Source organism: Pseudofrankia inefficax, assembly GCF_000166135.1.
Classification (GTDB): domain Bacteria; phylum Actinomycetota; class Actinomycetes; order Frankiales; family Frankiaceae; genus Pseudofrankia; species Pseudofrankia inefficax.
Window position 1 is genome coordinate 2,069,735 of record NC_014666.1, and the last position, 25,856, is coordinate 2,095,590.

A 25,856-nucleotide genomic window follows, 5' to 3' on the forward strand; every position below is an offset into this window, starting at 1 on the left:
TGAAAGCCTGGCCACGTCCGCCGGTGGCCCGCGCTTGTCGGTGACGCGCATCGGTAAACTTCGTCGGAATCTGTCGGATCTTTCAGGGAGACCACCAAGTGGCGACGCGCCTGTTCACGTCCGAGTCCGTCACCGAGGGACACCCGGACAAGATCGCTGACCAGATCAGCGACTCCATCCTCGACGCGATGCTCAAGGACGACCCGAAGAGCCGGGTCGCCGTCGAGACCCTGATCACCACCGGGCAGGTGCACGTCGCCGGCGAGGTCACCACCAAGACCTACGTCGACATCGCCTCGGTCGTCCGGGAGAAGATCCTGGAGATCGGGTACGACTCGTCCAAGAAGGGCTTCGACGGGGCCTCCTGCGGCGTCAGCGTCTCGATCGGCTCGCAGTCGCCCGACATCGCCCAGGGCGTCGACACGGCCCACGAGACCCGCGTCGAGGGCTCGGTCGAGGACGAGCTGGACAAGCAGGGTGCCGGCGACCAGGGCCTCATGTTCGGCTTCGCCTGCGACGAGACCCCCGAGCTGATGCCGCTGCCGATCGCGCTCGCGCACCGGCTGGCCCGTCGGCTGTCCGCGGTCCGCAAGGACGGCCAGGTCGGCTACCTGCGCCCGGACGGCAAGACCCAGGTCACGATCGAGTACGTCGACGGCCGGCCGGTCCGGCTCGACACCGTGGTCGTCTCCAGCCAGCACGCGGCCGACATCGACCTCGAGACGCTGCTGGCGCCCGACGTCAAGGAGTACGTCGTCGACCCCGAGCTGGCGACGCTGGACATCGCCACCGACGGCGTCCGGCTGCTGGTGAACCCGACCGGCCGCTTCGAGATCGGCGGGCCGATGGGCGACGCCGGCCTCACCGGCCGCAAGATCATCGTTGACACCTACGGCGGCTACGCCCGTCACGGCGGCGGCGCGTTCTCCGGCAAGGACCCGTCCAAGGTCGACCGGTCCGCCGCCTACGCGATGCGCTGGGTCGCCAAGAACGTCGTCGCCGCGGGCCTCGCCACCAAGTGCGAGGTCCAGGTCGCCTACGCGATCGGCAAGGCGCACCCGGTCGGCCTGTTCGTCGAGACCTTCGGCACCGGCGTCGTCCCGGACGAGCAGATCTCCGACGCGATCACCACGGTCTTCGACCTGCGTCCGGCCGCGATCATCCGCGACCTCGACCTGCTCCGCCCGATCTACGCCCCGACCGCGGCGTACGGCCACTTCGGCCGCCCCGAGCTGGACTTCACCTGGGAGTCCACCGGCCGCGCCGAGGCCCTTGCCAAGCTCGTCAAGGGCTGACCGGGACGCACCACCGCGGCCCGGCCCTCATGATCGCCGCTTCGGCCCTCTGCTGGTTGTATCCAGGCGTGTCCCACAACCACTAGAGGGCCAGAACGGCAATCAAGGCAGCTGGCCGACGCTGTCAGGGAGCGGCGCATCGCTCCGGCCTCGGCCCGGTCCCACGTCGTGGGGCCGGGCCGTCGCATGCCCGGGTGGTGGTAGGCCTGTCTCAGGCGGCTGGTACGAATGCGGGCATGGACCTGCTGCCCGGGCTCGACCTGCCCGGCGGCGACCTGTCCGCGGCAGCGGTGCCGCCCGGCCAGCAGCCCCCTGGCGAGCGGCCCCCTGGCGAGCGGCCCCCTGGGGGTCAGCCGCCCGCAGGCCAGGACTCCGCGCGCCGGCCGCCAGGGCGGGCGACGGCCGACGGTGGTGGCCGCGCCGCCGAGCCAGCGGGTCAACGGCCCACGCGCAAGCGCCCGGCCAGCCGGGACGCGGAGATCTCCAGCGAGCTGCCGGTGGCCCGGGTGGCGGCCATGGTCGGGTTCGCCCATCTGGACCGGCCGTTCGACTACCTCGTCCCGGCCTCGATGGCCGCCGACGCCGTGCCCGGCGCGCGGGTGCGGGTCCGGTTCGCGGGGCGGCTCGTCGACGGCTTCGTACTGGAGCGGCTGGAGCGCTCGGACCATGACGGCAGGCTCGCCCCGCTGGCCAAGGTGATCTCCCCGGAACCGGTGCTGTCCGCGCCGGTGGCCCGGCTGGCCAGGGCCGTCGCCGACCGCTACGCGGGCACCCTCGCCGACGTCCTGCGCCTCGCGATCCCGCCCCGGCACGCCGCGGCCGAACGGGCGTCCACCGTCCCGGCCGTGACCTCGAGGCAACCGGCTCCCTCGGCCACCCAAGCGCCGGGCTCGGAGTCGCTCGACGCCCCGCCGCCGGGCGTGGCCTCGACCGAGGCCCCGCCGGGCGCCGCGCCGCCGGGCGAGGCCGAACCCGCCGCGGCGCCGGCGCCGGTCGAGCCGGAGGAATGGCGGCGCTACCCGGCCGGTCCCAGCCTGCTGGCCGCGCTCACCGCGGGACGTGCGCCGCGCGCGGTGTGGTGGGCGCCGCCCGGCCCGGCCTGGCCGGCGATGATCACGACGGCCGCGCGCGCGACCTTGGCTGGCGGGCGCGGCGTCCTGGTGGTCGTTCCGGATCATCGGGACGTCGACCGGCTCGCCGATGTCCTCACCGCCGAGCTGGCCGCCACCGGGGCCGAGAAGCCGCTGGTCGCGGTGCTGCGAGCCGACCTCGGGCCGGCCGAGCGCTACCGCCGGTTCCTGGCCGTGGCCCGGGGCGAGGCCCGGGTCGTGGTCGGTACGCGGGCGGCCGGGTTCGCCCCCGTCGCCGACCTGGGCCTGATCGTCGTCTGGGACGACGGGGACGACCTGCACGCCGAGCCCCGCGCTCCCTACCCGCATACCCGGGACGTGGCGGCGCTGCGCAGCCACCTGGAGGACACGGCCCTGCTCGTCGGCGGGCACGCGCCGTCCGCTGACGCCGAGACGCTGACCCGCTCCGGCTGGGCGCACCCGCTGGTCCTGCCCAGGGACACGGTCCGGGCGCTGGCCCCGCTGGTCCGGGCGACCGGGTCGGACTGGGAGGCGGCCCGTGACGAGGCCGCCCGGATGGCGCGCATCCCGTCGCTGGCGGCCCGGACGGCCCGGGAGGCGCTGGCCGCCGGCCATCCCGTGCTCGTGCAGGTGCCGCGACGCGGCTACCAGCCGTCGCTCGCGTGCGCGTCCTGCCGCCGCCCGGCCCGCTGCGCGCACTGCCACGGCCCGCTGGGCCGGCCCGCCGGCGGGCGCGTCCCGGTCTGCGGCTGGTGCGGCCGCCCCGCGCCCACGGCGGACGCCACCGAGCCCGGCGCGGCCGGCGCCGTGGGAACGGCCCGGGCAGGCAGGACGGTCGGTAGAGGCCCGGCGGCCCGCTCGGTGCCCGGCGTGGCGTGGGCATGCCCGGCCTGTGGGGACACCCGGCTACGGGTGTCGGTGACGGGTGACCGGCGCACCGCCGAGGAGCTGGGTCGAGCCTTCCCCGGGGTCGCGCTTCGGACCTCCGGGCGCGACGAGGTGCTCGCCACCGTCTCGGCGGCCCCCGCGCTGGTCGTCGCCACACCCGGGGCCGAGCCGGTCGCCGAGGGCGGCTACGGCGCGGTGCTGCTGCTCGACGGCTGGGCGATGCTCGGCCGCCCCGACCTGCGCGCGGGCGAGGAGACTCTGCGCCGCTGGGCGAACGCTGCCGCGCTCGCGCGGCCCGGGCCGGCCGGCGGCCGGGTCGTGGTCGTCGCCGACGAGGGCCTGGCCCCCGTGCAGGCGCTCATTCGCTGGGACCCGGCCTGGTTCGTCGCCAGGGAGGCGGACGACCGGGCCGAGCTGGGGTTCCCCCCGGCGGCGCGGATCGCGGCCGTCGAGGGCACTGCGCCGACCCTGCGTGAGTTCCTGGCCGCCGCCGCTCTGCCGCCGGATGCCGAGATCCTCGGCCCGGTGCCGGTCGCCTCGCCGCCACACCGCCCAGCCGGCGACCCGGCCACCGGCCGGGGCGAGCCCGAGTCCGACGGCGGCCCGCGAGAGCGGCTGCTGGTCCGGGTTCCCCGCAAGGAGGGCGCCGAGCTGGCCGACGCGCTGCGCGCCGCGCACGGCGTCCTCGACGCCCGCCGAGCCGCCGCCGGCCTGCGCGTCCAGCTGGACCCCGTGGTGCTCGGCTGACCCCAGCCTGAGCTGACTCAGGCCCCGTAACTGAAACCAAGCCGGCTCTGGCCAGTTGGCCGCGGTTGGGGTGGGCTGGTTCGAGGGTCGGCCGCGGTCTGGACGGGCGGCAGGTCCGTGGGAGGAGCCGAGGGGCTCGGGGCGGTGGCCGGACTGGTCGGCGGTTGTGGCGGGTCAGTACCGGATGGTCGGCCTTTCGCGTCTGCCGTTTCCCCTGCGCAATTGGCGATCATCGCGCCCTGGCACCGTCAAGGTTGTTCATGATCGTGGGTTGGGTAGGGAAAATCGTCGTCCGACGCCCCGGTTTGCCGCATTTGCTCCGGCGCATCTGGCGATCATGGCCGTTACCCGCCGCCGGACAGCTCGAAGATCGCCAGATGTGCAGGCGGACTGGCGCCTGGACCCCCGGACGGTTACCCGCCCACCGCGCAGTCGCCCCCAGGGCGCCCCGACGCCTGACGCGTTCCGCAGGGCGGTCGATCTCCGCGTTCCGCGGCTCCGTGACGGTTTCGATACCAGGCCGGCGATCATCGGCGGTCAGTGGCCCGGTCGCCCGTCATGATCGCCAGGCTGGTATCGAAACCGTCGCCCTGCGCCCGGTATGCGCCTTTTATCCATACCAGGTCTGTGATCTTGCAGGTCGTGTCGGCCGGACGCCGCCGAAGATCCACGACCGGGTATGGGAATCGGCGCCACCTAGCCCAAATGCCGGTCACCGGTGCCAAGGCCGCGCCGGGGCGGGGCGGCCAGCCTTCAGCTGTCCCGGCGTAGCAGGGCGAGGAACATCGCGTCGGTGCCGTGGCGGTGTGGCCACAGTTGCACGAACGGGCCTTCGCCGAGAGCGGGGACGCCCGGCAGGGACTGGCGGGCGTCGAGCAGGGTGACGGCGTCGCGCTGCTCGACCACGGAGGCGACCACCTCGACGGACTCCGCGGGGTGCGGCGAGCAGGTCACGTAGGCGACGACCCCACCGGGCCGGACCAGGTCGAGCGCACTGACCAGCAGCTGGCGCTGCAGCCGGGCGAGCGCCGTCGCGTCGGAGGCGAGCTTGCGCCAGCGCGCCTCCGGCCGGCGGCGCAGCGCGCCCAGGCCGGTGCACGGCGCATCCACGAGCACCCGGTCGACCCGGCCAGCCGGCAGCGGTGGATACCGCCCGTCGGCCCGCACCGCGAACGCGCCCGGCCGGCCGGCCAGCGCGGCGGCGACGAGTCCCGCGCGGGACGCCCGCGGCTCGAAGGCCAGCAGCGCGGGCTCCGGCAGCCCGAGGGTCTCGCCGACCTGGCCCGAGGTGAGAAGCGCGGCCAGCAGCGCGGCCTTGCCGCCGGGGCCGGCGCACAGGTCGACGGTGACGCCGCTGTCCGGGCCGACGGTCGGGGTGCGGGCCAGCGCCAGCGCCACCAGCTGGCTGCCCTCGTCCTGCACGGCGGCCCGGTGGGCGGCCACCGCCGGCAGCGCGCCGGGGTCACCGCCGGCGAGGACGACGGCGAACGGCGAGTACCGGCCCGGCTCGCCGGCGAGGCCCGCCTCGTGCACCTCGGCGAGCAGTTCGTCCCGGCTGAGCTGGTCCGGCGGGGCGACGAGGTGGACGGCCGGGCGGGTGTCGTCGGCCTGCAGCGCCGCGCGGGTCTCGTCGAGGTCGCCGTCGAGCGCGTCGGCGAAGACCTCGACGATCCAGCGCGGATGGGCGGTCACCACGGCGAGGTGGCCGAACGGGTCGCGGTCGAAGGCGGGCGCGGACAGCATCGTGGCGATGTCGCCGCCGGTCTCGGCCACCCGGTCGGCGACCCGGCGCAGCACGGCGTTCGCGAACCGGACCGGCCGCTCGCCGGCGGTCGCCCGGACCAGGTCGACGGTGGTGCCGACGGCGGCCCGCGCCGGGACCCTGGTCCGCAGCAGCTGGTAGGTGCCCAGGCGCAGGGCGTCCCGCAGGCCGGGGTCGACGGTGGCGACCGGTCGGCTGGTGACCGTGTCGAGCAGGCCGTCGAGCAGGCCCTGAGCGCGCAGCGCGCCGTAGGTCAGCTCGGTGGCGAAGCCGCGGTCCCGGCCGGTGAGCCGGCGCTGGGCGAGCAGGCTCGGCAGCAGCAGGTTCGCGTAGGCGCCGCGTTCGTCGACGGCCCGCAGCACCTCCCAGGCGAGCATCCGCGCGTCGTCGACCCTGGCCGCCGGCGAGCCGCCTCCGGCGCTGGGACGGGGCCGGCCGGTGGGACTGGTCACGCGAAGGCCTCGCCGTCGGTGGGGCGGATGCCGCGGGCCCAGGCCGCGGCGGGCATCGGTGCCTTGCCTTCCGGGCGGACCTCGCCGAGCAGCACCGCGGTGGTTCCGGTGCCGACCGCGACGGTGTCCTTGCCGGCGACGACGAGCTGCCCCGGCGGCAGCGGGGTCTGGACGGCCCCGGCGGCCGGGCGGACCGGGCCGAGCTTGACGCGGGCGCCCCGGAAGGTCGTCCAGGGACCGGGTGCCGGGGTGGCGGCCCGGACCAGCCGGTCGATCGCGAAGTCGGGCAGCGTCCAGTCGACCCGGACCTCCTCGACCGTGAGCTTCGGCGCGATCGTGACGCCGTCGGCCGGCTGCGGCCGTGGCTCCAAAACGCCGTCCTCGATCCCGTCCATCGTCGCGAGCAGCAGCTCCGAGCCGACCACGGCGAGCCGTTCGAGCAGGTCGCCGGAGGTGTCACGGGCGCGGACCCGTTCGGTCAGAGTGCCGAAGACCGGGCCAGAGTCGAGGCCCTCCTCGATCTGGAAGACGCTCGCGCCGGTGATGTCCTCGCCGGCCAGGACGGCCCGCTGGACCGGCGCGGCGCCGCGGTAGGCGGGCAGCAGCGAGAAGTGCAGGTTGACCCAGCCGTGTCGCGGGATGTCCAGCGCGGCCTTGGGCAGCAGCGCGCCGTAGGCGACTACCGGGGCGCAGTCCGGGGCGATCGCGGTAAGGCGGCTCAGGAAGTCCGGGTCGCGCGGCCGTTCCGGCGCGAGGACCTCGACGCCGGCCTCGTCCGCCAGCTCGGCGACCGGCGACCGGGCGAGGTGGCGGCCCCGGCCGGCTGGCCGGTCCGGCCTCGTCACGACGGCGGCCACCTCGTGGCGCGGGCTGTCGAGCAGCCGGCGCAGGCTGGGGATGGCCACCGCCGGCGTGCCGGCGAAGACGAGTCGCATGTAGCCGCACCGATCCGCCGGGCGCGCGGGGTCACGCCGCTGCCTCGGCCCGTTTCAGAGTTTCGTGGACGTCCATCGTGGCGAAGGACGAAACCCTAACCTAGCGGCGCCGAGCCACCCCGACGCTCTCCGCACGCGCGCGATCTCGGCCGCCTCGCCCGCGAGCCGGATTCCGCCCGCCGCGTTCGCTACCGTTTGGTTAGTCAGTGTCTGACCCGGCAGTCTCTGGTGGAGCCTGAATTGTCGTGATCGAGAACCTGGATACCAACGTGCAACCGAACGTTGAAGCATTGGCCCAGGGATTGGGCGGCATGGCTCTGAACGTCGCGCGGGCCGACCGGATCGTCGGTCTCGGCTGCGAGATCGCGCTGGCGCTGCGGTCCCATGACCTGGCCGTCGCGGATCTTTACGACGACCGAGGGCTGCCAGCATGATCGTCTGACCGCGCCAGCCGGTCTAGAGGGCGCGGCCGAACAGGGGGTGGGGGGAGGCTTTGACCACGGGGGTGGGCTGGTTGGCCCACTCCGCCTCGCGGATGGCCTTCATCGCGGCCTTCTTGGTCTCGCGGTCCAGCTTGTCGATGAACAGGATGCCGTCGAGGTGGTCGGTCTCGTGCTGCAGGCAGCGGGAGACGATGCCGGAGCCCTCGACCTGGACCGGGTCGCCGTACATGTTCTGGCCGATCGCGAGCACCCGCTCGGGCCGCTTCAGCTCGAACGACAGGCCGGGCAGCGACAGGCAGCCCTCCTCGCCGTCCTGCAGCTCCTCGGAGAACGGGCCGAGCACCGGGTTGATCAGGTGGTCGATCTCGTCGTCGTCGTCGAGGAAGGTGAAGACCCGCAGCGAGACGCCGAGCTGCGGCGCGGCGAGGCCGGCGCCGCTCGCCTCCCACATCGTCTCGCCGAGATCGTTGACGAGCTTGCGCAGCTCCTTGTCGAAGGTCGTCACCTGCTCGGCCTTCGTCCGCAAGACCGGATCTCCGAAGAGGCGAATGTCACGGACGGCCAAGACGGAACTCCTTCAGCGAGCGGATTGGCTCCATGCTACGGCCGGGCACGCGTCCCGACGGGCGTCCCGGTGCCCGTCATACCCTCGCAGGGTGGCCATCGCGCAGATCTATCCCAGCCTGCTCGCCGCGGACTTCGGCCGGATCGCGGACGCGGCCCGGGCGGTCGAGGGCCGGGCGGACTGGCTGCACGTCGACGTCATGGACTATCACTTCGTCCCCAACCTGGCCTTCTCCGGCGACACCGTCACCGCGCTGCGCGCCGCGACCGAGACGCCGCTGGACTGCCACCTGATGATCTCCGACCCGGACCGCTGGGCCCCGGGCTTCGCGGAGCGGGGCGCGGCGAACGTCACCATCCACGCCGAGGCGGTCGAGAACCTGCCGCGGACCACCGAGGCGATCCGCGCCGCCGGCGCCCGCACCGGTCTCGCCGTCAAGCCGGCCACGCCGGTCGAGGGCTACGCCGACGACCTGCACCGCTTCGACCTGCTGCTGCTGATGACGATCGAGCCGGGCTTCGGCGGCCAGACGTTCATGGACAGCGTGCTGCCGAAGATCCAGGCGGCCAGGCGGCTGCTGGACCAGCGCGGCCTGGACCTGTGGCTGCAGATCGACGGCGGCGTCAACGCGGAGACGATCGAGCGGGCCGCCGCCGCCGGGGTGGACGTGTTCGTGGCCGGCACCGCCGTCTACGGCCTCGCGGACCCGGGCGCGGCCGTCGAGGCGCTGCGGGCGCAGGCGCTGCGCGCTTCGCCGCGGCTCGCTCCGCCCCGTCGGGAGATGCCCGAACGGGCGACGACGGCCTGACTGTGGCTGCCGAGACGCATGCCGCCGAGACGGGCGCGGGCGACGCCGACGGGCACTGGCTGGAGTACGCCGTTGAGCTGGCCCTGCGGTGCCCGCCCTCGCGGACGGCCTTCTCGGTCGGCGCGGTGATCGTCGGCCCGGACGGCGCGACGGTGCTCGCCGAGGGCTGGTCCCGGGCGGGCGACCCGCGTGACCACGCGGAGGAGGCGGCCCTGCGCGGCTTCGCGCCCGGCGACCCGCGGCTGGCCGGCGCCACCCTCTACAGCTCGCTGGAGCCGTGCAGCGCGCGGGCCTCCAGGCCAAGGACCTGCACCGAGCTGACACTGGCCGCAGGCATCGGCCGGGTCGTCTTCGCCTGGCGTGAGCCGGCGCTCTTCGTCGACTGTCAGGGCGCCGAACTGCTCGCCGCCGCCGGCGTCACGGTCGTCGAGCGGCCCGACCTCGCGGCCGGCGTACGCGCGGCCAACGCCCACCTGCTCGCCGACTGACGCCGGGGAGACCGGCCGCCGCGGCACCGCGTGAGGTTGGTCACCTGACTGTTACCGCTGAACCTCGCAAATGTGTCTACTACGGCATATCTGACCGGTGAGCTGCCGCGTTGGCCCGGCTTGTGTGCCAGACTTACCAGTAGGCAAGTTCCAACACCTCCCGGCCGCGGTCGCCACCGTCGGCGGGGAGACCACAGCAGCACGCGCGCTCCGGGGTCGGTGAAATTCCGAGCCGGCGGTAACAGTCCGCGACCCGTCCCACCGTTGGTGGGCGGTGGACCTGGTGGAATTCCGGGACCGACGGTGAAAGTCCGGATGGGAGGCAGCGCGCGGGGCCCCGTGGCGCTGGGCGGATCCGTTCCGGCTGGCGTGCGTCGCGGCGTCGGCATCCGGCGATGCGCCGGATGGCCCGGTGCCGCCCGTGGACCCTGCGTGACGTCCTTCCCTCGTTTCCCCCCGGCACGGGCGCCGGACGGGAAGGACGCAGGTCGGATGTTCACCGGCATCGTCGAGGAACTCGGCACTGTCGCCGCGGTCACCGAGCACGCCACCGCGGCCGAGCTGACCATCGGCTCCACGGCCGTACTGGAAGACGTGCGCCACGGCGCGTCGATCGCCGTCAACGGCGTCTGTCTCACTGTCACCTCCTTCACGCCGCCGGGCGAGGTCGATCCGCGCACCGGCACCCGCGTCTTCACCGCCGACGTGATGCTGGAGACGCTGCGGCGCTCGGCGCTCGGCGCGCTGACGGCCGGCGACCGGGTCAACCTGGAACGCCCGGTGCGCCTCGCCGACCGGCTCGGCGGCCACCTGGTCCAGGGGCACGTCGACGGCGTCGGCACGATCGCCGACCGAGCGCCGGACGAGCACTGGGAGGTCGTGCGGATCGCGCTGCCGGCCGGGCTCGACCGCTACCTCGTCGAGAAGGGCTCCATCACCGTCGACGGCGTGAGCCTCACCGTCGTCGACGTCACACCCGCCACCGCCGACCTGCCCGCGTCGTTCACCGTGAGCCTGATCCCGACGACACTCGCCGACACGACGCTGGGCGCCCGGAATGTCGGCGCGCTGGTGAACCTTGAGGTCGACGTCGTCGCCAAGTACGTGGAGAAGCTCGCCGCTCCCGTCCTCGGCCAGGTGGCCGGCGCGGTTCTCGGCCAGCTGCCCACCACGGTGGGGCGACTGGACCCGTCCCCGCAGTTGCCCGCACCACCCGTCGGCCCGCCGCGGGCGGACTCGCCCGAGGCCGCCCGCCCGACGGCCGCCAGCCTGAAGGGAGCCGACCGATGAGCGCGACCACCGTGTGCGCGACACCGCCAGCCGAGGATCTGACCAGCGCCTTCGGCACGGTGGAGGACGCGGTGGCCGCGATCCGCGCCGGCCGGGCCGTCGTCGTCGTCGACGACGCGGACCGGGAGAACGAGGGCGACCTGATCTTCGCCGCCGAGATGGCGACGCCGGAGCTGGTCGCGTTCATGGTGCGCCACACCTCCGGGGTGATCTGCGCGCCGCTGACCGAGCAGGAGACCGACCGGCTCGACCTGGGCCAGATGGTCCCGACGAACACCGAGCGGATGGGCACGGCCTTCACCGTGTCGGTCGACGCCCGCGAGGGCGTCAGCACCGGGATCTCCGCCGCCGACCGGGCCCACACGCTGCGGCTGCTCGCCGGCGCCGCGACCGTGAGCACCGACCTGTCCAGGCCAGGCCACATCTTCCCGCTGCGTGCCCGCGAGGGCGGCGTGCTGCGCCGCCCCGGCCACACCGAGGCGGCCGTCGACCTGGCCCGGCTCGCCGGCCTGCGGCCCGCCGGGGCGATCTGCGAGATCGTCAACGACGACGGCACGATGGCCCGGCTGCCCCAGCTCGTCGTCTTCGCCCGCGAGCACGGGCTGGTCCTCATCTCGATCGCGGACCTGGTCGCCTACCGGCGGCGGACCGAGATGCAGGTCGTCCGTGTCGCGGAGGCGAGCCTGCCGACCAAGTACGGCGCCTTCCGCGCGATCGGCTACCGCGGCACGCTCGACGGGGTCGAGCACGTCGCGCTCATCCGTGGCGAGATCGGCGACGGCGCGGAGGTCCTGGTCCGGGTGCACAGCGAGTGCCTGACCGGAGACGTGTTCGGCTCGCTGCGCTGCGACTGCGGCGCCCAGCTGGACGCCGCGCTGCGGATGGTCGCCGCCGAGGGCCGCGGCGTCGTGCTCTACATGCGCGGGCACGAGGGCCGCGGCATCGGCCTCATGCACAAGCTCGCCGCCTACCAGCTGCAGGACGCCGGGCATGACACGGTCGACGCCAACCTGGCGCTGGGCCTGCCGGCCGATGCCCGGGACTACGGCGTCGGCGCGCAGGTCCTCGTCGACCTGGGCGTGCGGGGGATGCGGCTGCTGACCAACAACCCGGCCAAGCGGGCCGGGCTGGAGGGCTACGGGCTGAGCATCGTCGAGCGGGTCCCGCTGCCCGTCGCGCACACACCGGAGAACCTGCGCTACCTCACCACCAAGCGGGACCGGATGGGCCACGACATCCCTGGCCTTCCTGAGCTGCCCGATGTGGTGGCGGACGCTGTCGCGGAGGCGGTCGCCGCCGCGGTGCCCGCCGTCCCGGTCAAGGTGGTCGCGCAGGCCGTGGCCGAGGCGGTCGCCACCGCCGCCGACGCCCTGGACACGGACGCCGACGCCCGCGGCGAGGCGGCCGACGGCGCGACCGCCGGGCGTGGGAACGTCAACGGCACCAGTGGCAATGGCACCAGTGGCAACGGGCGAGTTCGCGGGCGGCTCACCGGTCACCGTCGGGTGGCCGAGGCCAGCCGAGGAGGGGACGGTCGGTGAGTGGGTTCGGGGCACCACAGGAGGTGCTGCCGGAGGCGTCCGAGGTACGCCTCGGGATCGTCGCCACCCGGTGGCACAGTGAGATCACCGACGCGCTGCTGGAGGGCGCGCTGCGCGCCGCGCAGGACGTGAAGCTCGTGGTCGAGCCGACCGTCGTCCGGGTGGCGGGCGCCGTCGAGCTGCCGGTCGTCGCCGACCGGCTGGCGGCCCATCACGACGCGGTGGTCGCGCTCGGGGTGGTCATCCGCGGTGGCACCCCCCATTTCGACTACGTCTGCAAGTACGTCACCGAGGGACTGCTGCGGGTCAGCCTCGACAACGGCGTGCCCGTCGGCTTCGGCGTGCTCACCTGCGACACGGTCGAGCAGGCCAGGGACCGGGCCGGCCTGCCCGGATCCGTGGAGGACAAGGGCCGTGAGGCGGCCCTCGCGGCCCTCGAGACCGCCCTCGTGCTCACCGAGCTCCAGCCGCTCGCCTGAGGCCGATTTCTCGCTTCTTTCGCCACGAGCCTGGTGACCAGGACAACGCGGACGCCATCGGACTTGTCTGACGGGGTACGACGAGAGACCGTGTTGTCTCGGTGTATCGGTCTCCTTGCGTTGCGGCACCGAACGTGGGTCAGCGGTGATAGTTGACCCCGTGGTTGCGCAGGGGGCGGTATCGGCTGGGGAGCGGGGTGACGTGGCGTGCGCGTGGCGCCGGTGACGGGCGACGGCGACGGCGAGCCGGCCTCGACCCCGTCTGGCCAGGCCAGACCCGGTGAGTCCGGGTCTCCCGAGCCCGCGGACGAGTCGGGCGACACCGGCGTCGGCGGGACCGTGACGGTGCCGGCCCCCGGTGGGGGCGGCGACGCTCGTCCCGTCTCGCTGCTGGGCATGCGCCTGTCGGACGGGTCCGGCGAGCGCGCGATGGTCCGTCGGCCGTCGTCGCGGGCCCGCGCCACCGCCTCGAACCCCCGGGCCGGGGACCGTCGCCTGGCGGCCGTCCCCCTGGAGCGTGACCCGTCGTCCTCCCACCCGGCCGCCACCCAACCGACCGCCTCGCATCCGGTCGTGGCCTCGTCGCCTTCGGCGTCCGCGGTGCCTTCGAAGCCAGCGCGCCCGGCGGTAGCGCCGCCGCCCCGCCCCGGCCCGGCCCCTCGGCCCGCGTTGCCGCCGCCGGCGGTGGCGCCTCCGGTCCGGGCCGTCGCGGGCCCGGCGCCGACCGACGCCCAGGCGAGCCCCGGTCCCTCCGCTCGGGCGGACGAGCCGCCCGCGCCCCTGGCTGTGGGCGGGTGGGTCCCCGACGTCGGGCTCGTCCCGGCCCCGACGGACCGGCCGCGCGGCTCCTGGTGGGGACCCCCTGGCCCGGCGCGGCCTGCTGACACTCCTGTTGACACTGAGGTCGCCGTCCCACCACCCATCCGCTCCGACGAGCCTGTCGCGACGCCTGACCCTGTCGGCCGGCCTGACCCCGTGAGCCGGCCCGCTCACGCTGTTCGGCCCGACGGCGCTGTTCGGCCCGACGGCGCTGGTAGGTCCGACGACGACGTCGCTCGGCCCGACGGCGGCGTGGGGGAGCTCGGCGGTGCGGTGGCGCGGGACGGCACCGTGGTGCCTGATAGTGCCAGTCCGCCTGATCGTGCCGGTTCGGCGGACCTCGCGTTGCCGGGTGACCTCGCGACGCCCACTGATCTCAGGGCGCCGGTTGATCTCGAGGCGCGGTTCGACCAGGCCTCGCTGTCCGCTCCCGTCACGCTGTCCGATCCCGTCACGCCGTCTGGTCCCGTCACGCCGTCTGGTCCCGTCACGCCGTCTGGTCCCGTCACGCCGTCCGGTCCCCGCGCGTCGGCGGCTTCCACGTCGTCGCAGGAACCGTCCAGCCCCCCCGGCGCCGACGGGTGGCCGGACAGCGTGGACCAGAGCGGCTATGCGGCCTGGCTGCAGCCAGGAGACCGCGTCTCACCCGCCGCGTCGGCTTCGCGGGCGACGCCTGATGGGCCGGGGACGCCGCGGGCCAGCCAGCCAGGTTCGGACCGGTCCGGCCAGCCCGGCGACGCCGCGGCGAGCCCGGCCGGCGCCGAGGACCGGCCGCGCGTCTGGTTCGGCTACGGCCCGCCGCGCCCGTCGTTCCCGCCGCCCGGCGAGGCGCCCGAGGGGCCACCCGCGCCGTCGCCCGCGCCGAGTCATTCCGTCCCGGTCGTCTACCCACCGCCGGCCGTGGCTGGCCCGGCGCCCGCCCGGCCCTCAGCGCCTCCGCCCGCACACCCCCCGGCGGTCCCCCCACCCGGCCCGGCCGCGCCGTCGCCGTGGCCTACACCGGCCCATCCGGCGCACCCGGTGCTGCCGGAGGCGGTCAGCCCGCGGGCCTCCGCCGCGCCGGTGCCTGCGCCAGCCTGGCCCGCACCGGCTTGGCCCGCACCGGCCTGGTCCGCGCCCGAGGTGCCTGGGGCGGCCTGGCCGGCGCCGGGAGGGTCCGCGGCCGCCTGGGCCTGGGAGACGTCGTCCCGTCAGCCGGCGGGGTCGCCGGAGGCGTTCGCGGCCGCCTGGCGGCGCGGAATCGAGCTCGCGGGGCGCGGAGTTCTCGCTCCTGTCCCGGCGACCCGGGTGGACGGTCGACGGGTGCTCGTCGGTGGATTCGGCGGCGGCAGCGGGCGGACCACCGTCGCGGTCGGCCTCGGGATGGCGCTGGCCGCCCTGCGGGGTGGCCGGGTGGTCGCCGTCGATGCCTGCCCCGACCAGGGCGGCCCGCTCGCGGACCGCGCCGGCGTTCCCGGCCGCGGCGTCGGCCTGCGCGAGCTTGCTGCCACCCCGTCGGTCGGGTCGCTCACCGAGGCCCGCCGATTCCTGGCGACGGCCGGCGATTCCGGTCTGGAGGTGCTGCCCGGGCTGCGCGACCTCACCGGCCCCGGGCTGACCGCCGCGGAGGCTGCCTGGGTGGTCGACCTGCTCGAACGGCTCTTCCCGACGTTGGTCATCGACGGCCCGCCCGGCTGGACCCAGCCCGTGCCGGCGGTGCTGCTGGCCCGCGCGGACACGGTCGTGCTCACCGCGCGGGCCGAGCCTGTCGCGCGCAACCGGCGGGGCCTCGCGCGGACGGCGGGCGCCGAGCCGACGCGGTTCACCGAGGTCGGCTGCGCCCAGGACGCGCTGACCGCGTTGGCCTCGGCGCGGGCCGACCTGCCGGGTGGTGCCGTCGTCGCCTACGTCGAGACGATGCCCGGGTCCGCCGGACCGGCGTCGGCCCGCGCAGGATCTCGGGCCCGTGCCCGGTTCCGCGGTGGGCCGGCGGAGCCGCCGGAGCTGGTCGAGACCGTGCACGCGACGGTGACGATCCCGTTCGACCCGACGCTCTCGGGCGGCGCGCCCCTGGTCTGGGAGCAGCTGCGCCCGCGTACCCGGGAGGCGTTCATGCTGCTCGCCGAGACGGTCGACGAGGCCCCGCTCGGCCCCGTGGACCCGGCTCGGGCGCAGTCCCAGTCCCAGGCTCCGGCGATCCCAGGCCCGGGGGCCCGGCCGGGCTCGCGGTCGCGGCTCGATCCGCCTGACACGCCCACCGTGCCCAGCTCGCGCGCCGACCGCCCCTGAACCCGGCGCTGCCGAAGCGCCACCTTGCCTGCGCAGACGCCGAGCATCCGGCCAGCTGCGGCACCTTGATCGAGAATTGGCAGGGATTAGAGAGGGCAAATTGGGGTGCCGCGCGCCGTCTTGCCTGCGCAACGAGTGATCAGGCGTCCTTGATCACCGGATGCGCAGGGGGAACTGGTGGGCCGCTCGCCAGGAGATGATCGTGTCGCCGTCGCTACGGAGTGTCGCCGTCGCTATGGATGCTCCGCGCCGGTTTCCGTACCAGGCTGGCGATCATCGACGGTCGGTGGCGCGCCGAGGTGCGATGATCGCCGGTCTGGTATCGAAATAGTCGACCGGCGTCCCATATGAGTCTTTTATCCATACCAGGTTCGCGATCTTTCCGGTTCTGTCCGCCGGATGCCGACGAAGATCCGCGATCACGTATGGAAATTGGCGCGACCGCCAACCTGAGGAGTCACCGGAGACGTGTGGCGCACCGCCGCCCGGTCCGCCCTGTCCGGATGCCCGGCGCCACTCGCACCAAGGTTCGCGTGCCAGACCTTGAGTCCTATCGGACGGTCGGCCACAGGCGAGATTCGCCGCCACCACGTATGACAGACCGCCACCACTTATGACAGACACAGACTCAGGACTCGGACAAGCCGGCAGGGTTCAGAGCCGGCAGGGTCCCGAGAACGGCCGAAATGGCGATCGGCGACCGGCCAGTGTCGACGCGAGGGCATCGGACCATAGGGTTGGCCGGTGGCAGGCGACCTGATGACCCCGCCGGGGCAGGGCGACGCCGGCGAGGCGGACCCACGGCTGCGGGCGGCGCTGGAGTCGGGCGACGAGGTCGCCGTCGCCGGAGCGCTGGCCGATGCCCGCGTCTTCGTCGGTGTCGAGTCCCGGCTGCTGGAGCTCGCCGACCCGGCCGACGAGCCGGCCCAAGGTCACCGGCACCCGGGCAGGCCGGAGCTCCGCGGCGAGAAGCGGTCCGAGATGGTGTTGGCCACCCTGCGGCTGCCGTCCGGGGCGACGGCGCTGCCGGTGTTCAGCAGCGCGGCCGCTCTGTCCGCGTGGCGCTCTGAGGCCAGGCCGGTGCCGGTCGCCGCGCTGGACGCGTGCGCCGAGGCGGCCCGACTGGGTCATCGGTCCGTGGTCGTCGACGTCGCCGGCCCGGTAACGGCCACCCTCGACGTCAGCGCCCTCGCCGACGCGCCCGGGGCAGCGCCCCAGGCCGGAGCGGGGCCTGGGACCGAGGTGGAGCCCGGGATCAAGGCGGGACCCGGGACTGAGGCGGGGCTCGGGATCAAGGCGGGGCCTCGGGTCGAGGCAGGGCCCGGGACCGAGATGGGGGGTTCGGCCGAGTCGGAGGGCCCGAGCGCATCGACCCCCGCCAACGCGGCGGGAGGCTCACCAACGGCCGCGGGTTCCCACGGCGGTGGCCACGGCCGCGGGCCGGACCTGCCCGGTCCGACGACCGGGCCGACGACCGGGCCGGCGACCGATCCGGCAACCGGGGCGGCGACCGGACTCAGGCCGGCGGCGCGGCCGTGGGATGAGCGTCTGCGATCGCGGGTCGCTGCCGAGCTGGACGCGTTGGCCGCCGCCGGGCTCGCTCGCGGCGCCCGGCTCTGGCAGGCCGACCTGGTGACCGGCCCAGGGGCGGCCGCGGCTGGGCCGGCCGTCGCCGTAGCCGTCCCAGTGGACGGTCCAGACGACGACACGCGGTTCGACGAGATCGCGCGCCGGCTGCGGGCCGCCGTCCTCGTGGACGCGAACCAGCCCGCGCCGGCGGTGGTGTTCGTCGACGCGACGCAGGCCGCGGCGCTGCGCGGGAACCTCGGCCGTGGCCTCGTGGCACGACGCTGGCGCCGGCGGGCAGCGCCGGCCTGAGCGCGGGGCGTTCGTCCTGACCGCACGGCAGGAGGTCCGCCAGCCTCAACCTAGGGCAGTCGGTTTGCTACGCTGGCTCGGACCGCCTGTCGACGGTCGGCACAGGGTTCCGCTTCCGGGTGTTCCAGGCCTGGTGACGGTGTTCAGGCCTGGGGGCGCCAGGCACGGCTGCTCAGCCGCGAGGCTGGCGGCCACGGCCAGCGCACCAGTCGCCTGGGCGTCTCAGGTGAGCGACCTGTACGTGTCGCGCTACGCCCTCACCGGGGCGGCGCCTGGAACAGCCCGCGCGGGTTGCCCCAGGTGGTCGACAGGACCAAGCGGGGGTTCGCCCTCCACCCGAGTCACCGCCCGGCACCCAGGTGCCGGGTCTGGCCGATCGGATCCGTCGATCAGCCCCTGAAGGTGACCGGGTCGCCGGTCGGTCGAGTCGTTCCCTTTGGGAACGGACATCGGCCGGGAGCTCGGATTTCCGGGCTTGGTGCTCCGCTGCGGTGAGGTCATACCCGCGCGTCGAGCCATGGAGGAAACCAGATCAGCACAGAGTCACGCATCAACGACCGCATCCGCGTGCCCGAGGTTCGCCTCGTCGGCGCGGAGGGCGAGCAGATCGGCATCGTCTCGATCCAGGAGGCCATGCGGCTGGCGCAGGAGGCAGATCTTGACCTCGTCGAGGTCGCGCCGACCGCCCGGCCGCCCGTCTGCAAGCTCATGGACTTTGGGAAGTTCAAGTACGAGTCCGACCAGAAGCGTCGCGAGGCTCGGAAGAACCAGGTCCAGACGGTCATCAAGGAGATGAAGCTCCGGCCGAAGATCGACCCGCACGACTACGAGACCAAGAAGGGTCACGTCGTGCGCTTCCTCAAGGCCGGCGACAAGGTCAAGATCACCATCATGTTCCGCGGCCGGGAGCAGTCGCGGCCGGAGCTCGGTATCCGGCTGCTGCAGCGGCTCTCGACCGACGTCGCCGAACTGGGGTACGTCGAGGCCCAGCCCAAGCAGGACGGGCGGAACATGACGATGGTCATGGCCCCCCACAAGGGCGCCAGCCAGCGACGGCCCGAGCCCGAGCCCGCGCGCTAGGGCGGTTCGGAGCCGGGGGCACAGGGCGGCCGGGCGCTGGCCCATGATGTCCACTGCCGGAATGCGGGGCCCTGACGCTGCCCCAGGCGCGGTCGCCGAAGACATGCCAGGTTCCAACTACATCAGGACACGAGACTCGACATGCCCAAGATGAAGCCGCACAGCGGCGCCTCCAAGCGGTTCCGCGTCACCGGCTCTGGCAAGATCATGCGCCGTCGGGCCAACCGCGCTCACCTTCTCGAGCACAAGACGAGCCGTCGCACCCGTCGGCTCAACAACGAGGTCGCGCTCGCCCCCGCGGACAACCGTCGCATCTCGCGCATGCTGGCTCGCTAGACAGGGCGAGCGAACCCTCGTTTCGAGGCTCTGGGTTAACTGCTCGCCGCGATGATCCGGCCCGTTGGGGCTGGATCGAGCGCGCTGGGCTGATCCTCTCGCCATGCACGGACCGAGCCACCGGCCGGATCTGGCCGCGCGGCGAGGGGAACCGCCAGGTGACCGGTTGGCTGTTCCGGGTGCTCCCTTCGGAGACCCGGCTGCCGGCCACGAAGAACGTTAGGAGACAGTGCCCTCATGGCACGCGTGAAGCGGGCAGTCAACGCCCAGAAGAAGCGTCGCACCACCCTTGAGCAGGCGAGCGGCTACCGCGGCCAGCGGTCCAGGCTGTACCGCAAGGCCAAGGAGCAGATGCTCCACTCGATGAACTACGCCTACCGGGACCGTCGCGCCCGCAAGGGCGACTTCCGGCAGCTGTGGATCACCCGCATCAACGCGGCCGCGCGCGCCAACGGCATGACCTACAACCGCTTCATCCAGGGTCTGAAGGTCGCGGGCGTCGAGGTCGACCGCAAGATCCTCGCCGACCTGGCGGTCAACGACGCGGCCGCGTTCACCGCGCTCGTCGAGGTCGCCCGCGCCGCGGTGCCTCCGGTGGCCTCGGAGTCGTCGGCGGCCTGATCGCCGCGTCGGCGGTGACCACGCCGTTGAGAAGCCCAGCGTTGAGAGAGGCCCAGTGTTGAGGGGCCCCCAGCCGCTGGGACCCCGGGCAGCCAGTGTCGTGGCGGCCCGGCGGCTGCGTCGCCCCTCGGCCCGGCGGGCCGAGGGGCGCTTTCTCGCCGAGGGCTTCCAGGCCGTGGAGGCCGCGCTCGCGACCGGCCGGCTCACCGACCTCTTCGTCGGGGAGTCGGCCGCCGCACGGTTCGGCGAGCTCGTGGCGAAGGTGGCCGGCACCGGAGTGCCCGTTCGGCCCGTCACGGATCCGGCCGCGGCGGCGCTGTCCGAGACCGTCACCCCGCAGGGCCTGGTCGGCGTCGCCACCCTTCCCGCCACCAGGCTCGCCGATCTCACCGGTCTGCGTGGCCGGCCCGCCGGCGAAGCGACCCGGCCGGCGGGCGGGACAGGACAACTGGGACAGGCTGGCATGGTCCGCCCGTCCCTGGTCGCGGTCTGTGTGGCCGCGAACGACCCGGGCAATGCCGGCACCGTCATCCGGACCGCGGACGCGGCCGGCGCGGACGCCGTCGTCTTCGCGGGCGACGGGGTCGACCCCTTCGGTGGCAAGTGCGTCCGCTCCAGCGCCGGCAGCCTCTTCCACCTGCCCGTCGTCATGGAACCGGACCTCGGCGTCGCCGTCGACTGGCTGCGCGCCAACGGCTGCCGGGTGGTAGCGACCTCCGGCCACGGCGCCCGTGACCTCTACGAGGCGGCCGACGCGGGCGAGCTCGATGGCCCGACCGGGTGGCTGTTCGGCAACGAGGCACACGGTCTGTCCCCGGATGCTCTGGCCGCCGCGGACGCGGTACTTCGGGTGCCGGTGTACGGTCAGGCCGAGTCGTTGAATCTTGCGGTCGCGACGGCTCTCTGTCTTTACGCGTCCGCCCGGGCGCGGAGAATGGCCAGATCCGGTACGCACGGCACCGGGGGAGGTGAACGACGGTGACGCATACGGTCACCTCGGCGCCCACCCGCGTCGGTGGGCAGGCCGCCGGCCCGGAGGACGTCACGGGCTCGGCAGGCGAGCCCGGCAGCGCGGACGCCAGCCCCGCGACGGCTGGAGCGCCTGACGCCGCGGCAGCCACCGACTCGTCCGGAGCCCCGGCCGGGTCGGTGACTGCCGCGTCGGCCACGGCGTACGACGGTCTCCCGGACGCGGTCGTGCTGACCGACGCCGACGGCGTCGTGCTTGTCTTCAACGCCGCCGCGGCGAACCTCATGGACGTCGACGCGGGATCGGTCAGCGGCCGGCACGTCACCGAGGTGCTGCCGCTCGTCGACGAGCGGGGCAACGACTGGTGGGAGGCCTCGACCGCGGGCCGGCGGCTGCCGCGTGTCACCGGCCAGCCGGAGCGACGCCTCACGTATGCCGGCCCGACGCGCGACCACGACTTCAACGTGACGGTGCGCTACACCCGGCAGGCCGGGCGGCTTGTCCAGGTCGCGCTGTGCCTGCGCGACACGGCCAGCCGGGAGCGCATCGAGCGCAACCGCTCCGATCTGGTCGCCACGGTCGCGCACGAGCTGCGCTCGCCGCTGACCAGCGTCAAGGGCTTCACGGCGACGCTGCTGGCCAAGTGGGAGCGGTTCACCGACGAGCAGAAGAAGCTCATGCTCAACACGGTCAACACGGACGCCGACCGGGTGACCCGGCTGCTGACCGAGCTGCTCGACGTCTCCAGGATCGACGCCGGCCGCATCCAGCTGCGCAAGCAGATCGCCGACCCCAAGGTCATCCTCACCCGGGTGCTGCAGGGCAAGGTCGCCGCCGGTGCCGCCGGAGCGGAGCGGTTCATCGTCCACATCGACGACGAGCTGCCGGAGATGTGGATCGACCCGGACAAGATCGAGCAGGTGCTGCACAACCTCGTCGACAACGCTCTGCGACATGGAGCGGGTACCGTGACTGTCGTACTGCGCGGCACGGAGACGGGAGCCGAGGTGAGCGTGGCCGACGAGGGTGACGGTGTGCCGGAGGCCAACGCGGGCCGGGTCTTCACCAAGTTCTGGCGTGGGGCCAGCCGGGGCAACGGCACCGGGCTCGGGCTCTACATCGCGAAGGCGCTGATCGAGGCGCACGGCGGCACGATCGTGGTCGGCCGGGCTCCCGGCGGCGGCGCGGAGTTCCGATTTGCCCTGCCCGCCGGCGCCCCGGTCTTCGGCTGAGCCGAAGCACCGCGAACGCTCCGGCGGGCGAGGCCGAGGAGGCCAAGCCTGGTCGCCGACCTCTGGTTCGGCTTCCCGAACGCCTGTGATGTGCTCGCAGACATCCCGGCTGTCCGCTGGTGTGCCCGGCGGGCTTCGCCGAACGACCCGGAACCCTGGTCTCGACCCGTCGACGTGATGATGCGCGTGCGGCGGGGCCGGCCCACACCCGATCAAAAGGCTGACACCGGACTCGAATGACGATGACCGACACGATGACCGATCCGCAGCCCGCCGCCGGCGGTCCGCTCGCCCCGGCGGCCCTCGATGCCGCCGTGGCCGAGGCGCTCGCCGCTCTCGCCGCGGCCGCCGACCTCGCCGACCTGGCGGCGGTCCGCACCGCGCAGGTCGACGGCCGCTCGGCTCCGCTGATGCTGGCCCGCCAGAAGCTCGGCACGGTGGCCCCCGAGAACCGCGCCGACACCGGCAAGCGGGTCAACGAGGCGCTCGGCGCCGTCCGCGACGCGCACACCGCCCGGCTCGCCGAGCTCACCGCCGAGCGGGACGCCCGCGTCCTGGTCGAGGAGCGGGTCGACGTCACGATGCCGGCCACGCGCCGGCGTCCCGGCGCCCGCCACCCGCTGGCGCTGCTGTCCGACCGGCTCGTCGACACCTTCGTGGCCATGGGCTACGAGGTCGCGGAGGGCCCGGAGGTCGAGCACGACTGGTTCAACTTCGAGGCGCTCAACTTCGAACCGGACCACCCGGCCCGCAGCGAGCACGACACCCTGTTCGTCGAGCCGGAGGGCAGCGGCCGGCTGCTGCGCACGCACACCTCACCGGTGCAGATCCGCGCGCTGCTGTCGCGCCCGCTGCCGGTCTACGTCGTCGCCCCCGGGCGGACGTACCGCAACGACACCGTGGACGCCACCCACTCGCCGGTGTTCGGCCAGCTGGAGTGCCTCGCCGTCGACGAGGGCATCACGATGGCCGACCTGCGCGGCACCCTGGACGTGTTCGCCGCCGCGCTGTTCGGCTCCGGGCTCAACACCCGGCTGCGCCCGCACTACTTCCCGTTCACCGAGCCGAGCGCCGAACTCGACGTCCAGTGCTTCAACTGCCGCGGCGAGGCCGCCCACCAGCCGTGCCGGGTCTGCTCGGACGAGGGCTGGATCGAGGCCGGCGGCTGCGGCATGGTCGACCCGAACGTGCTGCGGGCCGCCGGGGTCGACCCGACCCGGTACAGCGGCTTCGCGTTCGGGATGGGCCTGGAGCGGGCCGCGATGATGCGCCACGGCGTCCGCGAGATCCGCGACTTCGTCGAGGGCGACGTCCGGTTCAGCCTGCCGTTCGGAATCGAGGGCTGACGCGATGCTGATCCTGATGTCCTGGCTGCGGGAGCAGGTCCCGGGCCTGCCGCCCGCCGGGGCGGTCGCCGACGCGTTGATCCGCGCCGGGTTCGAGGTCGAGGGCCTGGAGGCGGTCGGCGGCCTCGGCGGCGTCGTCGTCGGCGAGGTGCTGGCGATCGAGGAGGTCGCGGCCAAGAAGAAGAGCGTCCGCTGGTGCCAGGTCCGGGTCACCGAGGCCGTCGCCGGCGACCCGGAGTCCGGCGTCCGCGGGATCGTCTGCGGCGCCTTCAACTTCGAGGTCGGAGACCGGGTCGCGGTCGCCCTGCCCGGCGCGATGCTGCCGGGCGGTTTCGAGATCACCGCCCGCAAGACCTACGGGCACGTCTCCGACGGCATGATCTGCTCGGAGCGCGAGCTGGGGATCAGCGACGCTCACGAGGGGATCCTGGTCCTGCCGCCGGACGCGCCGCTGGGCGCGCACGTCGCCGAGCTGCTCGACCTGGCCGACGACGTGCTCGACATCTCCGTCACCCCGGACCGGGGCTACGGGCTGTCGGTCCGCGGCATCGCCCGGGAAGCGGCCACCGCCTTCGGCCTGCCCTTCGACGACCCGGGCGCGCCCACCGCCGCCGTTACGGCGGGCGACGGCTACCCAGTCACGGTCGAGGACACCGCCGCCTGCGACCGCTACGTCGCCCGGGTCATCACCGGCGTCGATCCCGCGGCCGTCACCCCGCTGCGCTGGGCCCGGCGGCTCACACTGTCCGGCATGCGGCCGATCTCCGCCGCCGTCGACGTGACGAACGCGGTCATGCTCGGCCTCGGGCAGCCGTTGCACGCCTTCGACAAGGCCACGCTCACCGGCGCGATCGTCGTGCGGCGGGCCAGGGCCGGGGAGCGGCTGCTGACCCTCGACGGCGTCGACCGCGCGCTCGACCCGGAGGACCTCGTCATCGCCGACGACTCGGGCCCGATCGCGCTGGCCGGCGTCATGGGCGGGGCGAGCACCGAGATCTCCGCGGCCACCACCGAGATCGTGCTGGAGGCTGCGCACTTCGATCCGCTCGCGGTCGCCCGCACGGCCCGGCGCCACCGGCTGTTCTCCGAGGCGTCCCGGCGCTTCGAGCGGGGCGTCGACCCGGCGCTGGCGCCCGCGGCGGCGCAGGAGGCGATCCGGCTGTTCGGCGAGCTCGCCGGCGGCCAGCCAGCCCCCGGGACCACCGACGTCGACAACCGGCCCGCGCCGGTCACGGTCCGGTTCCCGCTGTCCGAGCCGACCCGCCTCGGCGGCCGGCTGTACCCGGACGAGGTCGTCCGGACCCGGCTCGCCGACGTCGGCTGCGCGGTCGAGCCGGCCGGTGACGCGCCGGCCGACGACGGCGTCGTGGTCGTCACGCCCCCGTCGTGGCGGCAGGACCTGACCAGGCCGGCGGACCTCGTCGAGGAGGTCATGCGGCTCGAGGGCTTCGACACCATCCCGGTGACGCTGCCGCGGCTGCCCGCCGGCCGGGGGCTCAGCGAGTCCCAGCGGCTGACCCGCGCGATCGCCCGCTCGCTCGCGTACGAGGGCCTCACCGAGGTGATGACCCTGCCGTTCGTCGGCGCCGGCGTGGCCGACGCGCTCGACCTGCCGGCCGGCGACCGGCGCCGGGCGGCGGTGCGGATCGCGAACCCGATCGCCGAGGACGCGGCCTACCTGCGTACCAGCCTGCTCCCCGGGCTGTTCGACGCGGCGGTGCGCAACCTGGGCCGCGGCCAGGCGGACCTGGCGTTGTTCGAGATCGGCCAGGTGTTCCGCGAGCTCCCGGCCCCGGCCGAGCCGGTGGCGACGCCGTCGGTGCTCGACCGGCCGACCGACGACGAGATCACGGCGCTGAACGCGGTGCTGCCCGAGCAGCCCCGGCGGGTCGCCGGGGTGCTCACCGGCCTGCGCGAGCCCGCCGGCGTCGCCGGGGGCGCGTTGACGCCCGGCCGGCCGGCGGACTGGGCCGACGCCGTCGCGGCGGCGCACGCGGTCGCCCGTGCGGTCGGCGTCGAGCTGACCGTCACCGCCGACGAGCACGCCCCCTGGCACCCGGGCCGGTGCGCGGCGCTGCACGTCGACGGGGAGCTCGCCGGGCACGCGGGCGAGCTGCACCCGCGGGTGATCGCGAACCTCGACCTGCCGGCCCGGACGGTCGCGTTCGAGCTGTCCCCTGACGTCCTGATCGCGGCGGCGCTGCGCCACGGCGCGGCCCCCGCACCGGTCGTCTCGCAGTACCCGCCGGCCGACCGGGACGTCGCGCTGGTGGTCGACGCCGCGACCCCGGTCGCCGACGTGTCGACGGCGCTGCGGGACGGCGCGGGCGACCTGCTGGAGTCGCTCACCCTGTTCGACGTGTTCGAGGGTGCCCAGGTCGGCGCCGGGCGTCGCTCGCTGGCCTTCGGCCTGCGGCTGCGGGCGACCGACCGCACCCTGACGGCCGACGAGGCGAACGGTGTCCGCGACGCCGCCGTCGCCGAGGCCGCCCGCCGCACCGGCGCCGCCCTGCGCGCCTGAC

The 25,856-nt window shown here is 74.5% G+C and carries 20 protein-coding genes and 1 riboswitch; of the genes, 17 read left to right on the forward strand and 3 right to left on the reverse strand.

Going from position 1 to position 25,856, the window contains the following annotated elements:
* Positions 1 to 98: 98 nt before the first annotated feature.
* Together metK and FRAEUI1C_RS08370 are read left to right on the forward strand one after the other, a co-directional pair.
* Complete coding sequence (metK, locus tag FRAEUI1C_RS08365) at positions 99 to 1,295, forward strand: methionine adenosyltransferase (protein WP_013422864.1); 1,197 nt, start codon at positions 99 to 101, stop codon at positions 1,293 to 1,295.
* Positions 1,296 to 1,531: 236 nt separating this feature from the next.
* Positions 1,532 to 4,021 carry a primosomal protein N' gene (locus FRAEUI1C_RS08370; RefSeq protein WP_013422865.1) on the forward strand — a complete coding sequence of 830 codons (2,490 nt, stop codon included), beginning with the start codon at positions 1,532 to 1,534 and terminating at the stop codon, positions 4,019 to 4,021.
* A gap of 753 nt (positions 4,022 to 4,774) precedes the next feature.
* Here the strand turns inward: FRAEUI1C_RS08370 and FRAEUI1C_RS08375 are convergent.
* Complete coding sequence (locus FRAEUI1C_RS08375) at positions 4,775 to 6,160, reverse strand: RsmB/NOP family class I SAM-dependent RNA methyltransferase (protein ID WP_083819720.1); 1,386 nt, start codon at positions 6,158 to 6,160, stop codon at positions 4,775 to 4,777.
* 71 nt (positions 6,161 to 6,231) lie between these two features.
* The gene (gene fmt / locus FRAEUI1C_RS08380) at positions 6,232 to 7,170 is read right to left on the reverse strand and encodes a methionyl-tRNA formyltransferase (RefSeq protein WP_013422867.1); all 939 of its coding nucleotides are present in this window, start codon (positions 7,168 to 7,170) and stop codon (positions 6,232 to 6,234) included.
* A gap of 245 nt (positions 7,171 to 7,415) precedes the next feature.
* Here fmt and FRAEUI1C_RS39410 point away from each other — a divergent pair, with 245 nt between their 5' ends.
* On the forward strand, positions 7,416 to 7,604 hold the full coding sequence (locus FRAEUI1C_RS39410; RefSeq protein WP_013422868.1) for a hypothetical protein: 189 nt from the start codon (positions 7,416 to 7,418) through the stop codon (positions 7,602 to 7,604).
* 22 nt (positions 7,605 to 7,626) lie between these two features.
* On the opposite strand, the gene def is transcribed toward FRAEUI1C_RS39410, so the two are convergent.
* A complete protein-coding gene (gene def / locus FRAEUI1C_RS08385; RefSeq protein WP_013422869.1) occupies positions 7,627 to 8,178 on the reverse strand; it encodes a peptide deformylase in 552 nt (183 codons plus the stop codon).
* Between the two features lie 91 nt (positions 8,179 to 8,269).
* Here def and rpe point away from each other — a divergent pair, with 91 nt between their 5' ends.
* The 14 genes from rpe (at position 8,270) to pheT (ending at position 25,855) form a co-directional block, all read left to right on the forward strand.
* Entirely contained in the window at positions 8,270 to 8,986 is a 717-nt protein-coding gene (rpe, locus tag FRAEUI1C_RS08390) for a ribulose-phosphate 3-epimerase (RefSeq protein ID WP_013422870.1), read from the forward strand.
* A 2-nt stretch (positions 8,987 to 8,988) separates the two neighbouring features.
* A complete protein-coding gene (locus FRAEUI1C_RS08395; RefSeq protein ID WP_013422871.1) occupies positions 8,989 to 9,474 on the forward strand; it encodes a cytidine/deoxycytidylate deaminase family protein in 486 nt (161 codons plus the stop codon).
* A 201-nt stretch (positions 9,475 to 9,675) separates the two neighbouring features.
* A riboswitch (FMN riboswitch) is annotated at positions 9,676 to 9,807 on the forward strand.
* 159 nt (positions 9,808 to 9,966) lie between these two features.
* Positions 9,967 to 10,764, forward strand: a complete 798-nt coding sequence (locus tag FRAEUI1C_RS08400) for a riboflavin synthase (RefSeq protein WP_013422872.1) — start codon at positions 9,967 to 9,969, stop codon at positions 10,762 to 10,764.
* Positions 10,761 to 12,305, forward strand: coding sequence for a bifunctional 3,4-dihydroxy-2-butanone-4-phosphate synthase/GTP cyclohydrolase II (locus FRAEUI1C_RS08405; protein ID WP_013422873.1), 1,545 nt, complete (start codon positions 10,761 to 10,763; stop codon positions 12,303 to 12,305). The genes FRAEUI1C_RS08400 and FRAEUI1C_RS08405 overlap by 4 nt, the downstream gene beginning before the upstream one ends.
* The gene (ribH, locus tag FRAEUI1C_RS08410) at positions 12,302 to 12,784 is read left to right on the forward strand and encodes a 6,7-dimethyl-8-ribityllumazine synthase (RefSeq protein ID WP_013422874.1); all 483 of its coding nucleotides are present in this window, start codon (positions 12,302 to 12,304) and stop codon (positions 12,782 to 12,784) included. Before FRAEUI1C_RS08405 ends, ribH begins: the two co-directional genes overlap by 4 nt.
* Before the next feature lie 2,121 nt (positions 12,785 to 14,905).
* Positions 14,906 to 15,871 (forward strand): MinD/ParA family ATP-binding protein, encoded by a 966-nt coding sequence (locus FRAEUI1C_RS08415; protein WP_049806852.1) that lies wholly within the window; start codon positions 14,906 to 14,908, stop codon positions 15,869 to 15,871.
* A 744-nt stretch (positions 15,872 to 16,615) separates the two neighbouring features.
* The gene (locus FRAEUI1C_RS40130; RefSeq protein ID WP_049806853.1) at positions 16,616 to 17,749 is read left to right on the forward strand and encodes an SseB family protein; all 1,134 of its coding nucleotides are present in this window, start codon (positions 16,616 to 16,618) and stop codon (positions 17,747 to 17,749) included.
* 567 nt (positions 17,750 to 18,316) lie between these two features.
* On the forward strand, positions 18,317 to 18,829 hold the full coding sequence (gene infC, locus FRAEUI1C_RS08425; RefSeq protein ID WP_374113366.1) for a translation initiation factor IF-3: 513 nt from the start codon (positions 18,317 to 18,319) through the stop codon (positions 18,827 to 18,829).
* Between the two features lie 141 nt (positions 18,830 to 18,970).
* Positions 18,971 to 19,165 carry a 50S ribosomal protein L35 gene (gene rpmI, locus FRAEUI1C_RS08430; RefSeq protein WP_013422878.1) on the forward strand — a complete coding sequence of 65 codons (195 nt, stop codon included), beginning with the start codon at positions 18,971 to 18,973 and terminating at the stop codon, positions 19,163 to 19,165.
* 237 nt (positions 19,166 to 19,402) lie between these two features.
* Entirely contained in the window at positions 19,403 to 19,786 is a 384-nt protein-coding gene (gene rplT, locus FRAEUI1C_RS08435; RefSeq protein WP_013422879.1) for a 50S ribosomal protein L20, read from the forward strand.
* Positions 19,787 to 19,841: 55 nt separating this feature from the next.
* Positions 19,842 to 20,768, forward strand: a complete 927-nt coding sequence (locus FRAEUI1C_RS08440) for a TrmH family RNA methyltransferase (RefSeq protein ID WP_013422880.1) — start codon at positions 19,842 to 19,844, stop codon at positions 20,766 to 20,768.
* Positions 20,765 to 21,988: a sensor histidine kinase gene (locus tag FRAEUI1C_RS08445; RefSeq protein ID WP_013422881.1), complete on the forward strand. Its 1,224-nt coding sequence runs from the start codon at positions 20,765 to 20,767 to the stop codon at positions 21,986 to 21,988. The genes FRAEUI1C_RS08440 and FRAEUI1C_RS08445 overlap by 4 nt, the downstream gene beginning before the upstream one ends.
* 242 nt (positions 21,989 to 22,230) lie before the next feature.
* A complete protein-coding gene (pheS, locus tag FRAEUI1C_RS08450; RefSeq protein WP_049807133.1) occupies positions 22,231 to 23,334 on the forward strand; it encodes a phenylalanine--tRNA ligase subunit alpha in 1,104 nt (367 codons plus the stop codon).
* 4 nt (positions 23,335 to 23,338) lie between these two features.
* Positions 23,339 to 25,855, forward strand: a complete 2,517-nt coding sequence (gene pheT, locus FRAEUI1C_RS08455; protein WP_013422883.1) for a phenylalanine--tRNA ligase subunit beta — start codon at positions 23,339 to 23,341, stop codon at positions 25,853 to 25,855.
* The last annotated feature ends 1 nt before the right edge of the window (position 25,856 follow it).

What these genes read in the sequence shown, in the direction of transcription:
- rplT (WP_013422879.1), top strand. Translation starts at nt 19,403, where the DNA reads ATGGCACGCGTGAAGCGGGCAGTCAACGCCCAGAAGAAGCGTCGCACC.
- pheT (WP_013422883.1), top strand. Translation starts at nt 23,339, where the DNA reads ATGCTGATCCTGATGTCCTGGCTGCGGGAGCAGGTCCCGGGCCTGCCG.
- fmt (WP_013422867.1), bottom strand. Translation starts at nt 7,170, where the DNA reads ATGCGACTCGTCTTCGCCGGCACGCCGGCGGTGGCCATCCCCAGCCTG.
- pheS (WP_049807133.1), top strand. Translation starts at nt 22,231, where the DNA reads ATGACCGACACGATGACCGATCCGCAGCCCGCCGCCGGCGGTCCGCTC.
- FRAEUI1C_RS08375 (WP_083819720.1), bottom strand. Translation starts at nt 6,160, where the DNA reads ATGCTCGCCTGGGAGGTGCTGCGGGCCGTCGACGAACGCGGCGCCTAC.
- FRAEUI1C_RS08405 (WP_013422873.1), top strand. Translation starts at nt 10,761, where the DNA reads ATGAGCGCGACCACCGTGTGCGCGACACCGCCAGCCGAGGATCTGACC.
- FRAEUI1C_RS08370 (WP_013422865.1), top strand. Translation starts at nt 1,532, where the DNA reads ATGGACCTGCTGCCCGGGCTCGACCTGCCCGGCGGCGACCTGTCCGCG.
- FRAEUI1C_RS08400 (WP_013422872.1), top strand. Translation starts at nt 9,967, where the DNA reads ATGTTCACCGGCATCGTCGAGGAACTCGGCACTGTCGCCGCGGTCACC.
- rpmI (WP_013422878.1), top strand. Translation starts at nt 18,971, where the DNA reads ATGCCCAAGATGAAGCCGCACAGCGGCGCCTCCAAGCGGTTCCGCGTC.